General features: G+C 67.8%; 7 protein-coding genes. All 7 read left to right on the top strand.

Annotated elements, in window-relative coordinates:
- The first annotated feature begins 109 nt into the window (after positions 1-109).
- From KIK15_RS15595 to recD, 7 genes are read left to right on the top strand one after another with little or no spacing between them, the layout of a single operon-like run.
- On the top strand, positions 110-1,396 hold the full coding sequence (locus tag KIK15_RS15595) for an NAD(P)/FAD-dependent oxidoreductase (protein ID WP_214245598.1): 1,287 nt from the start codon (positions 110-112) through the stop codon (positions 1,394-1,396).
- A gap of 4 nt (positions 1,397-1,400) precedes the next feature.
- The gene (locus tag KIK15_RS15590; protein ID WP_214245597.1) at positions 1,401-2,162 is read left to right on the top strand and encodes a DUF1365 domain-containing protein; all 762 of its coding nucleotides are present in this window, start codon (positions 1,401-1,403) and stop codon (positions 2,160-2,162) included.
- Position 2,163: 1 nt separating this feature from the next.
- A complete protein-coding gene (locus tag KIK15_RS15585; RefSeq protein ID WP_214245596.1) occupies positions 2,164-3,402 on the top strand; it encodes a cyclopropane-fatty-acyl-phospholipid synthase family protein in 1,239 nt (412 codons plus the stop codon).
- Positions 3,403-3,453: 51 nt separating this feature from the next.
- Positions 3,454-3,912, top strand: a complete 459-nt coding sequence (locus KIK15_RS15580) for a thioesterase family protein (RefSeq protein WP_214245595.1) — start codon at positions 3,454-3,456, stop codon at positions 3,910-3,912.
- A gap of 15 nt (positions 3,913-3,927) precedes the next feature.
- On the top strand, positions 3,928-7,224 hold the full coding sequence (gene recC / locus KIK15_RS15575; RefSeq protein WP_214245594.1) for an exodeoxyribonuclease V subunit gamma: 3,297 nt from the start codon (positions 3,928-3,930) through the stop codon (positions 7,222-7,224).
- On the top strand, positions 7,221-10,553 hold the full coding sequence (locus tag KIK15_RS15570) for a UvrD-helicase domain-containing protein (RefSeq protein ID WP_214245593.1): 3,333 nt from the start codon (positions 7,221-7,223) through the stop codon (positions 10,551-10,553). The genes recC and KIK15_RS15570 overlap by 4 nt, the downstream gene beginning before the upstream one ends.
- Positions 10,553-12,484, top strand: coding sequence for an exodeoxyribonuclease V subunit alpha (gene recD, locus KIK15_RS15565; RefSeq protein ID WP_214245592.1), 1,932 nt, complete (start codon positions 10,553-10,555; stop codon positions 12,482-12,484). The genes KIK15_RS15570 and recD overlap by 1 nt, the downstream gene beginning before the upstream one ends.
- Positions 12,485-12,499: the final 15 nt, after the last annotated feature.

Raw genomic sequence — 12,499 nt, 5'->3', positions numbered from 1 at the left:
CCGACGCCCGCGGCGATAATGAGCGAGCCGAGGACCGTGTCGTCGGCGCGAGCCCGATCCGGAGGCTCGCTGCACAGTCCGACCACAGAAACTCTCGAGGTGACAACGGATGACAACAGGATCTACGGGCGGCTCGTCGCCCACGGTCGCGATCGTCGGGTCCGGGGTGTCCGGGCTTACCGCGGCCTACCTGCTGTCGCACACCCACGCCGTCACGATCTTCGAAGCCGATGATCGGCTGGGCGGCCACGCCCACACCCACCGCATCCCCGACGGTGATGCCGTCGTATCGGTCGACTCGGGCTTCATCGTGCACAACGAGAAGACCTATCCACTGTTGCGGCGGCTCTTCGGCCGACTCGGCGTACCGACTCAACCCACCGAGATGAGCATGAGCATCTGCGATGAGGTGTCGGGCTTCGAGTACGCCGGTGGGCGTGGGATGGGTGGGATCCTCGCCCGTCCGGTGCAGGTGCTCTCTCCTCGTTTTGTCGGGATGCTGTTGCAGGTCAAGCGTTTTCACCGAACTGCTGCGACCTACCTCGACACCGCACCCGAGGACGATCTCACAACGTTTGCAGAGTTCCTGCGGCGCAACAAGTTCGGCGCATTCTTTCGGCGGCACTATGCGATCCCGCTCGTGTCGTGTGTGTGGTCGTCAGGTGCGCAGACCTCGCTGGACTATCCGGCCCGTTACTTGTTCGCGTTCCTGCGCAACCACGGGATGTTGACGGTGAAGGGCTCGCCGCAGTGGTTCACCGTCACCGGCGGCTCACACACCTATGTCGACCGGGTCGCTGCCGCGATCGACGACATCCGGTTGTCCACCGGGGTGTCGGGAATCCTGCGTGACGATGACGGGGTGCGGGTCACCGACGTCCACGGTGTCACCACCCGGTTCGATCGGGTGGTGGTGGCCACGCATCCCGATCAGGCGCTCGCGCTGCTGGCCGATCCGACCGAGGCCGAGAAATCGCTGCTCTCGGCGTTCACCTACACTCCGAACGAAGCTGTGTTGCACACCGACTCGTCGCTGTTGCCGACCAATCGGCGGGCTCGGGCCTCATGGAACTACCTCACGCCACGCGCCGACACCGACCAGGACAAGCCGCCGGTGGTCACCTACTGGATGAACCGGTTGCAGTCCCTGCACAGCGAGCGCGACTACCTGGTGACGCTCAACGCTCGCGAATTGATCGACCCAACCTCGATCATCGCGGTGATGGACTACGCCCATCCCACTTACACGCCGGAATCGGTGGCCGCTCAGTCACGCCTGTCCGAGCTCAACACCGAGACCACCGCGTTCGCGGGGGCCTATCACGGCTGGGGATTCCACGAGGACGGCTGCCGATCGGGCGCGGCGGCGGCCGAACACTTCGGGGCCCGGTGGTGAGCTCATGAGCACCGCACTCGAGTTGCCGCCGTTGCCGGCGATCGTCACCGGCACCGTGGCCCACGCGCGGCGGGGTAGATCGGCCCACCGATTCCGGCACCGCGTCTACCAGTGGTTGATCGATCTCGACGCACCTCCGCGACTGCCGCGCCCGTTGCGGCCGTTCGCCCGGTTTCGATCCGGCGATCACCTCGGCTCGATCGCCGACGGTGGTGCGCCGCAGATCAAGGACAACGTCCTGCGCTACCTCGCGGCCAACGATGTCGATCTCGGGCCACAGCCGCGCATTCTGATGCTGGCCAACGCGCGCGTGCTCGGCTACGTCTTCGATCCGTTGAGCGTGTTCTGGTGTCTGCGTCACGATGGCACCCCAGAATGCCTGGTTGCCGAGGTACACAACACGTACGGCGAGCGCACCGCCTACCTGTTGCGCCCCGATGCGCACGGACGCGCAGAGGCCGACAAGAGCTTCTACGTCTCCCCGTTCAACGACGTCTCGGGTCGCTACCGGATGGTCTTTCGGCTCGATCGTGATCAGGTCGTGGTGACCATCACCCTTGACCGTCCCGGCATGCCGCCGTTCAGCGCCTCGTTCATGGGCGCGCCGACTGCGGCCACCCCACGTCGGGTCCTTCGCGCGGTCCTCACCATGCCGCTCATGCCGCAACGGGTGACCGGACTCATCGCCGCACACGGTGTCTGGTTGTGGCTGCGTCGACTTCCCGTCATCCCACGTCCACCCCACACGCCCCCACAGGAGGTCTGAGATGACCAACGTCGCTGACCCGTTCGCCGTCCGGCGCCCCGTTCTGGCGGGCACCTGGTTCAAGGCCCCGATCGCCAGGCGGTTGGTCGACTATGCGCTCAACAGGGCTCCGGTCAACGTCTTGTTCCCCGACGGCACCGTCGGCGGCAACGGTGGCCCCGACAGCGAGACCCTGGAGATCGTGCGTCCGAAGGTGTTCTATGAGCGCCTCAGTCACAATCCCAAGATCGGACTGGGCGAGGCCTACATGGCCGGTGACTGGCGCGCCGCCGAGGGCAGCGACCTCGGTGCCGCACTCACCCCGTTCGCCGAACGCATGACGACGCTGGTCCCTGAACGCATCTGGAAGCTGCGGGCCGTGGTGGACAAGCGAATTCCCAAGAGTCAGCGCAACTCGGTGGAGGGTTCCAAGCGGAACATCGGTGCTCACTACGACCTCAGCAACGAGATGTTCGCGTCCTTCCTCGATTCCACCATGTCCTACAGCTCGGCGATGTTCGATGATTCCGCAGCCTTCGCTGAACAGGATCTCGAGCAGGCGCAGTATCGCAAGATCGACTCGATCCTGGACATGGCGGCAGTCGGCGTCGGCAGCCGCGTGCTCGAGATCGGCAGCGGCTGGGGTGCATTGGCGATCCGCGCGGCTCAGCGTGGTGCCCACGTGACCACGGTGACCCTCTCCGAGGAACAACTCGGACTGGCTCGCCTGCGGATCGCCGAGGCGGGCCTGACCGATCGCATCGACATCCGCCTGCAGGACTACCGCGACGTCACCGGGCAGTTCGACGCGATCGTCAGCGTCGAGATGATCGAGGCCGTGGGCGAGGAGTACTGGCCCACCTATTTCGCCAAGATCGACGAACTGCTCGCCCCGGGTGGGATCGTCGCTATTCAGGCCATCCTCATGGCGCACGCGCGGATGATGGCCACGCGGCGGTCGTGGGGGTGGATCCAGAAGTACATCTTCCCGGGTGGGCTCATCCCGTCGCTGGAGGCGATCGACTCCACTGTCGTCGAGCACACCACGCTGCGCCGCGACGACCGAATCGAGATCGGCAAGCACTACGCCGAGACCCTGCGCCGCTGGCGGCACCGGTTCAACGACTCGTGGGGTGCGTTCTCGCACAAGGGATTCGACGAGACCTTCCGTCGCATGTGGGAGTACTACCTGGCGTACTGTGAGGCGGGATTCGAATCGGGTTACCTGCAGGTCAGTCAGCTGCGGTTCACGCGGCCCTGACCCTGGGTGCGGGGTGCGCCGCCTGTCTGGGTCGGTCGTTAGCATGGGCGGATGTCGGCACACACCGTCTCGGTCTCCCTGCAATTGCGCTGGGGTGACATGAACACGAACAGTCACATCAACAACGTCTCCATCGCGCGGCTGTTCGAGGAGTCCCGAGTGCGGGCCATGCCGCAACTGATCGCGGTCGATGGTGCCTCGATTCCACTGCGCGAGGCAGACGGCTCGGCAGTGAGTGGCCTGGTGGTGGTGCGCCAAGTGATCGAGTTTTTGGCCACCGCGCCCTACACGCCGGATGACGTCACCGCGACGGTGTGGCTCAGTCGGGTGGGTGGATCGTCGTTCGACGTGTCGGCCGTTCTCCACGGCACCGACGGCACGCCCTTCGCCCAGGCCGAATCGACCCTGGTCGGGGTAGGCCCCAACGGATCATCGGTCGCCCTGCCCGCCGAGGTCGCTGCGGTGATGCGGTCGCGCGCGCAGCCCCCGTTGCCACTGCGCCGTAGCTGAGTCGAGGTGGCCGAGATGCGGGTGCATCGCGCGGAGAGGACCGACCTGCTCGCCGATGCCCTCGGTGTGGTTCTGGCTCAGCCACTGTCGGATCCCTTCGTTCCCGAGGTGGTCGCGGTGCCGGCCAAGGGAGTCGAACGGTGGCTGTCGCAGAGTTTGGCGCTGCGGCTGGGTGTCAGCTCGGCAGCGCTCGGCGATGGGATCGCAGCCAACATCGACTTCCGATCCCCGAGCGACCTCGTCGACCGCATCCTGTCCGCTGCGCGCGGCGTGCACCCCGATGTCGACCCGTGGTCGCCCGCTCGCTTGCGGTGGGCTGTACTCACGGCTATCGACGCCGCGGTGACCGATTCCGAATGCGTGATGCTGGCACGCCATCTCGGCTTCGACGCGGCAGGCGAGGTCGTCGACCGGCACCGCCAGGGGCGCCGGTGGAGTACCGCCGACGACCTCACCCGCCTGTGGCGCAGCTATGGGGCGCAGCGCCCACAGATGCTCGTCGACTGGGCGGGCGGCGAGGACACCGACGGCCTGGGATCACCGTTGGCGCCGCACCATCGGTGGCAGCCGCACATCTTCCGGCGGGTACGGGCCCAGATCGGATCGAGGTGTCCATCCGAGCAACTCGACGAGATCTGTGCGCGAATCGCCCACGGAGAGATGGGTGAGGAACTCCCGGAGCGGATCTCGATCTTCGGTGCCACCCGGCTGTCGGTGGTCGAGCTGGCGGTGTTGCGAGCGGTGGCGCAGACCCGAGCGGTGCACGTGTTCCTGCCGCATCCGAGCGCAGCGCTGTGGGACCGCACGGCGGACTCGACCCTGGTGACCGGATCGCGGTGGACCCGACGTGCCGACGTGGCCTCGCCGGAGGCCCGAAACCCGTTGCTGATCAGTCTGTCTCGGGAGATCCGGGAGACCCAGATCCGGCTGATCGGATCCGGCGACGGGATCTTGGATTCGGAGCTGGTCGCATCGCCGACGGAATCATCTGCACGAGCGGGGGAGTCGGTCCTGGCCCGCCTGCAGGAGAGCCTGCGCACGGGGACCGCGCCGGCCGACCACGGACCCACCCCGCCTGATGGCTCCCTCACCCTGCACGCGTGCCATGGTCCGGCCCGCCAGGTAGAGGTGGCCCGCGAGCTGATCACCGCGATGTTCCGTGACGATCCCACTCTCACCCCTCGCGACGTGGTGGTGATGTGTCCCGACATCGAGGCCTACGCGCCGCTCATCCGGGCCGCGTTCGGTCCGGACGGTTCTGGACATCCGGCGCATCGGCTCCGGGTCAGGTTGGCCGATCGGTCGCTGACGGCCACCAACCAGGTCCTGGACACGGTGATGGTGGTGCTGGGGTTGGCGGGATCGCGGGTCACCGCCAGCGACATCGTCGACCTTGCCGAACGAGCGCCGGTGGCGCGCCGATTCCGGTTCGACCTCGACGACCTCGACCAGATCGGGACGTGGTTGGCCGACTCGGGCGTGCGGTGGGGGATCGGGGAGGCACAGCGATCTGCGTTCGGGTTGAAGGGTTTTCCGCAGAACACCGTCACCACCGGGCTCGACCGCATCCTGCTGGGCGCGGTGGCCGACGACTCCGAACCCCGCTGGATCGGACGTGCACTTCCGCTGGCCGGCATCGACAGTGCCGACATCGATCTGGCCGGTCGGCTGGCCGAGTTCGTCGCTCGGTTGCAAGGCAGCCTCGACGATCTCGGTGGTGTGGCCACCGCAGCGCAGTGGACTGATCGTCTGATCGCGGTGATCACCGGTCTGTGCGAGGTCGCGCGGGCTGACGCCTGGCAGCAGGCCCAGGCGGTGGCGGCGATCGCCGGAGCGATGGCGGGGGTCGAACAGACCGTGTTGCGCCGCGCCGACCTGGTCGCGATCCTCGAGCAGGTGGTGCAGGCTCGACCCACCCGCTCGAATTTCCGGACCGGTGAGTTGACCGTCTGTTCGCTGGTGCCCATGCGGGCTGTTCCGCACCGGGCGGTGGTGCTGCTGGGCCTCGACGACGACGTGTTCCCGAGGATCACCCACGAAGACGGCGACGACGTGCTGGCCGTCGACCCCTGTGTGGGTGAACGTGATCCGCGCGCCGAGGACCGACAACTGTTGCTCGACATCATCATGTCCACCCGTGAACGGCTCGCGATCTGCTACACCGGTGCCGACCCCATCTCGGGCCTGCGCCGGCCCCCATCGGTGCCGGTCAGCGAGATCGCCGACGCGGCGGCCGACATCGTCGGCGCACCGTCGGACACTGTGGTGACGCGACATCCGCTGCACGGCTTCGATCCCGCGAACTTCGATCCGGCCCAACCGTTCAGCTTCGACCGCGGGGCCCTCGCAGGGGCGCGCGCCATGATCGGCCCACCTGTGCAACGGCTGGAGTTCCCCCGTGATCCCTTGCCGCCGGCGTCGCTCGCCGACGTCGACGTGGCCGAGCTCATCGCGTTCTTCGACCACCCGATCAAAGCGTTCTGTCGCCAACGGCTGGGCATCTGGATCCCGTCGGCCGACGAAGCCCTCGATGACGAGATGCACCCTGACCTACCGCCGCTGGACCGGTGGTCGATCGGGGATCGGCTGCTGCGTGAACGGCTCGCAGGCGCCGACCCGGCTGCGTTGCGCGGAGCCGAGTTGAGGCGCGGGACACTGCCGCCGTTCGCGCTGGGCGCTCACGCCTACGACGACATCGATGCCGACGTCGGACGCATCGTCGATCGGGCCGCCGACATCACGGTCACCGCGGCTACCGTGGTGCCGATCGATGTTCCCCTTGCCGACGGCCGACGTATCGTCGGTTCCGTTGACGGAGTGCACGATTCGGTGGTGTTCCGGGCCCACTACTCACGGCTTGGCGTCAAACACCGGCTGGCAGCCTGGATCGCATCGCTGGCGGTGGCGGGCTCGTCGCAACCGGTCACCGCGGTGACCATCGGTCGATCGCAACGGGGACGCTCGGTGTTGCGCTCCGAGCTCAGCACGCCGCCCGATCCGTCGGCGGTCCTGACAACCCTGGTCGAGGTCCGTGATCACGGCCTACGGGTGCCGTTGCCGTTGCCGCCCGGGGCGGGAAGTGAATACGCCACGCGTCGGGCGGCCGGTGCCTCGATCCCCGACGCACTCGCCGCCGCGCGCGAACAGTTCTTTTCGACCTTCGGGGAACACGCGGACGCGCATCTGCACCTGGTGTTCCCCGACGGATTCGACGGCATGACAACGGGACCCGATGCGCTGGGCTGGGATCTGGAGAAGGTGACCGGGATGGTGTTCGCGCCGATGCTCGCCGCCGAGGTGATCCGCCGATGACCGGACCCATCAGCGACACCTTCTCCCTGACCGCGCAACTACCGTCGGGGACCACTGTGGTGGAGGCCAGTGCGGGGACCGGGAAGACCTTCGCGATCGTCGGATTGGCAGCCCGACACATCGCCGAAGGGCTGCCGATCGATCAGCTGTTGTTGGTGACGTTCAGCCGGGTGGCGACCGCTGAGCTCCGGGAGCGGCTTCGCGATCGGTTGGCCGGGCTGGTAGGCGTCGGGGACAAAGCTATGGGTGGCCAGACCCGTTCGGACACAGATGAGCTCGCGCGGTCGCTGGCGTCCGGTGACGCCGCCACGGTCGCACTCCGGCGCGATCGGATCAGGCGGGCGCTGTCGGATTTCGACTCCGCCACGGTGTGTACCACCCACACCTTCTGTTCGCGGATGCTCGACGGCCTCGGTGTCGCCGGTGAACGCGAACGCGGCCTGACCTTGGTGGAGGAGGTCGACGACCTCGTCGATGACGTGGCCGGCGATGTCTACCTGAAGTGGTACAGCGGGTCTCAGCGCCCGCCGTTTCCCTTCCGGCACGCGTCCCCGATCGCTCGTGCCGCGGTACGTCAACCACACGCGATCGTGGCTCCGACTGACGCCGCTGCCGGCTCCGAGCCCGCCGAGCGGGTGCGATTTGTCGCGGCCGTGCGTCGAGAAGTGTTGCGGCGCAAGCGGATGAGTCGGATCCGTGACTACGATGAGTTGCAGTCGATGCTGGCCGCAGTGATCGCCGATCCGGTACACGGTGAGGCCGCGTGCCGTCGCATCCGCGCGCGGTATTCGGTGGTTTTGGTCGACGAGTTCCAGGACACCGACCCCATGCAGTGGGACATCCTGCGTCGCTGTTTCCACGGACACACCACGTTGATACTGGTGGGTGATCCCAAGCAGTCGATCTACAAGTTCCGTGGCGCGGAGGTGTTGAGCTACCTTGACGCCGCAGGTGCGGCCGACAGTCGGCAAGCGCTGGGGGTCAACTGGCGCAGCGACTCTGGTCTCGTCGCGGCCCTGCATCACCTGTACGGCGGAGCTCAGCTCGGTCATCGGCAGATCACTGTCGGCCGGGTGCATGCGGCCCAACAGGACCCGCGGATCCCTGCGCTCACTCCACTGCGGGTGCGTTACCTGCGACGAGCCGGACACGGTCCTCTCAGCGACTCCGGGTTCCCCGCGGTGGCCGCCCTGCGGGAGGCGGTCGCAGCCGATGTGGCCGACGACATCGCCCGACTGCTCCACGACCCGCCGGAGCACACCGATGGCGCGGCCGTCCGACCGGTGCGACCGTCTGACGTTGCGGTGTTGGTGCGTACCCGATCCACCATCGATCTCGTCCAATCAGCTCTGGCCGCACGCGGAATCGCTTCGGTGGTCGGTGCGGGCAACAGCGTGTTCGCCACCGACAGTGCGCGCGACTGGTTCCACCTTTTGCGCGCGGTGGAACAACCCACCCGATCGGATCGCTTGGCGTTGGTCGCGGTGGGCCCCCTGATCGGCCGTACCCCAGCCGAACTCGACGCCGACACCGACGAGGTGCTGGCGCAGACGGCCGACCTTGTCATCGAGCTCGCGGAGATCCTGGTGCGCGCCGGTTTCGCGGCGATGTACGAGACCCTCTGTGCAAGAACCGATCTGCAGGCGCGAATCCTGTCCACGCGCGACGGTGAACGCACGATGACCGACATCGCCCACCTCGCCGGTCTGTGCAACCGCCACGCCGTGGACGCCTCGGCAGGGATCACCCTGCTGCTGCGGTGGTTTCTCGACCGGCTTGCCGACCCGCGCGTCGGCGATCAGAGTGAACAGAGCCGACGCCTCGATCGGGACGCCCAGGCGGTGACCATCATGACGGTGCACGGCAGCAAGGGCTTGGAGTTCCCGATCGTCTACGTACCGTTCGGTTGGGACGCCGCCCGCAACCCGTACCCGGCCACACTCGATCTGCACGACGGGCAGGGCCGCCGCGTCATCGACGTCGGTGGGTCCGAACATCCCGACTTCCGACGCAACCAGAACACCGCCGATGCCGAGGATGCCGGCGAGGAGTTACGCCTGTTCTACGTCGCGGTGACCCGGGCGCGATCGCACGTGGTGGCCTGGTGGGCGCCGGGACACTCGACGGCGGCCGGACCGCTGACCCGCCTCATGTTCGGTCGGGCCGCAGGTGGACATGGGCTCGACGACCCCGCCCGACGCGGCCGGGTCCCTGCCGATACCGAACTCGATGCGGCGATGCACGATTGGGCTCGCAGTGCCGGTGGGTTGATCTCGGTCGAACCGGCCGGGGTGATCCCGCCGATCGATGTGGACCTGACCACCCCCTCCCAAGGCCGGCGTGATCTGCAGGCGGCCCGCTGGGACGGGACCGTCGACCACTCCTGGCGACGCACCTCGTACTCGGCCATCGTGGGCGATCACCACATCCCTGCCGCCGCGGTGGTGGCTGAACCAGAGCGGTTCACCGTCGACGAGCCCGACGACCCAGACGACACCGGGCTGATCACGTCCACATCGCAACCGGCACCGGCGGCAGCGGAGTCGTTGATGAACGGCCTGCCCGGCGGAGCCGCGTTCGGCACGGTGGTCCATGAGGCGCTCGAACGGATAGATCCCGCAGCCGCCGACCTCGACGCCGAGGTGCTGACAGCGTGCACGCACGCCGTGACGGCCTCGGGTCTGACGCTCGATCTCGCACAACTCGCCACCGCGATCTCGGCCGTGGTGCACACCCCGTTGTCGGGACCCGATGATCCCGACGATCTCGAGCTGGTCGATCTCGCCGCGATCACTCGGCGAGATCGTTTGGCAGAGATGGAGTTCGAGTTTCCACTCGCCCCGCGGGCCCAAGCGAGTGCGCTGTCGGGCATCGCCGCAGTTCTCACCGAACACCTGCCTGCCGACGACCTGCTCGCCGGTTACCCCGACGACCTGCGGTCGCTGCCACCCACCGACCTGGCCGGGTTCCTGACCGGCAGCATCGATGCCGTGCTGCGGGTGGGACAGCGGCATCTGGTGATCGACTACAAGACCAACCGGTTGGGCGCGGGTGATCTGACGGTGGAGCACTACACCCCTGCGGCGATGGCGGCAGAGATGCGCCGATCGCACTATCCGCTGCAGGCGTTGCTGTATTCGGTTGCGGTGCATCGCTTCTTGCGATGGCGGCTGGCCGGTTACCGACCCGATACGCATCTCGGTCCGATCAAGTACCTGTTCGTGCGGGCCATGATCGGCCCCGAGACCCCCTCGGGGCGTGGGGTGTTCAGCTGGTCGTTGCCGCCGGCGGCCGTGGTGGCCGTGTCGGATCTGCTGGGGGGCATGTGATGAGCGTCGAGCAGGAGTCGGCCGGCGTGCGTATCGCACGCCACGCCACCGGGCTCATGGCGCGCTTCAACGAGGCCGGGATCATCGGTGCCCCCGACGTGCACGTCGCCACCCGGGTGGCGCAGTTGTGCGGTGTTGCCGTCGACTCCGACAGCCTGCTCGCGGTTGCGTTGACGGTGCGCGCCGTACGTGCGGGCTCGGTGTGCGTGGATCTTCATCGCCTGCGCGACATCCCACCCGATGTCGAGTCCGGCGTCGATCCGGATGACCTGCCGTGGCCCGATCCGGCGGCGCTGCTCGACGCGTTGCGAGCCGGACCACTGACGCGCCCGAGCGCCGACGGCGGTCTGGCGCCGGTCCGGTTGGCCACCAGCGCCGAAGGCGCCGTGCTGATGTACCTCGACCGATACTTTCGCCAGGAGCAACGCATCCGTCAGATCCTGGCCGAGCGAGCCGCGGGCCGACCCGACGTCGATCATGCGGCACTACTGCAATCCTTGGCCCAAGTCTTCTCAGCTGACGATGGCACTCCAGAGGATGGGACCACGGGTGGCGAGACAGGTGCCGGCGCTGTCGATGTCGTCGTCGAACGCCCTGATCGTCAGCGGGCGGCCGCAGTGGTGGCGGCGCTGTCGTGGACGTCGATCCTGGCCGGCGGACCCGGCACCGGTAAGACCTACACCGCAGCGCGGATCATCGCCTTGTTGGCCACCCTGCACGGCGAGGGTATCCGCGTCGCGTTGGCTGCTCCGACCGGTCGTGCCGCCGCCTCGATGCAGGCCGCGGTGACCGCGCAGGCCGCACGCCTGTCATTACCGCCGGTGTCGGCGGTGACCCTCCACCGCCTTCTCGGATCACGGGGACGGTCGAATGCGTTCCGCCACAACGCCGATCGTCCGTTGCCCTTTGACGTGGTGATCGTCGACGAGGCGTCGATGGTGTCGTTGACCCTGATGCGACATCTGCTCGACGCGATGGCACCACATTCGCGACTGGTTCTGATCGGTGACCCCGACCAGTTGGCGTCGGTCGACGCGGGCGCGGTGCTCGCCGACCTGGTGGGCCGCGACGGCGGCGTGGGCGCCGCCGACGATGAAGTGCTCGAGGTGATCGACACGGTGCCGGAGCTGGCCGGATGCGACGCTGCTGAGCGCGCCGAGATGAGCAGGGGCGTGGTGCGGCTGCGCCGGCGCCATCGGTTTGGCACCACCATCGGTGCTCTCGCCGATGCGGTGCGCGACGGGGACGCCGACACCGCGCTGGCGCTGCTCCACGACGCCGATCCCACCGTCGCGTTGGTGGCACCTGAGGAGATCACCGAGGTGCGCGAGGATGTCGTCGCGTGGGTGGCCGCCATGACCGATGCCGCTGCGGTGACCGATGGCGGAGACGCACTCGGCGCGTTGCAGGCCCTGCGCCGCCACCGCGTGCTCTGTGCTCACCGCGAAGGCCCGGCCGGGGTGTCGGTGTGGGGCCGCACCGCGGTGGAGTGGGCGGTAGGCGCTGGTGTGCTGGGTGGGGAGGCGAACCGACCGTGGTATCCCGGACGGCCGCTGCTGCTCACCGAGACCGATCAGCGCGAACGACTCTTCAACGGCGACACGGGGATCGTCGTCGGGGTAGGGGACCGGCTGGTCACGGCGTTCGAACGGCCCGGTGGGGCTCAGCGCATCGCGCCGGGCCGACTGCGAGGTGTCACCGGCGCATATGCGATGACGATCCACCGCAGTCAAGGCAGCCAGTATCACGGCGTCACGGTGATCGTTCCGCCGGCCGAGTCGGCGTTGCTGACCCGGGAATTGCTCTACACGGCCATCACTCGGGCCACCGATCGCGTGCGGTTGGTCGGGACTGAAGCGGGTGTGCGCGCTGGGATCGAACGAAAGGTCCTGCGTGCCAGCGGGCTTCGTACCCCGATAGTCGAGGGCTGATCGGCCGGGGAGCAC

It is taken from the genome of Williamsia sp. CHRR-6 (assembly GCF_018474015.1).
Taxonomy (GTDB): Bacteria; Actinomycetota; Actinomycetes; order Mycobacteriales; family Mycobacteriaceae; genus Williamsia_A.
The sequence above is the reverse complement of the archived record's forward strand: the minus strand, read 5'-3'. Positions and strand labels throughout refer to the sequence as shown.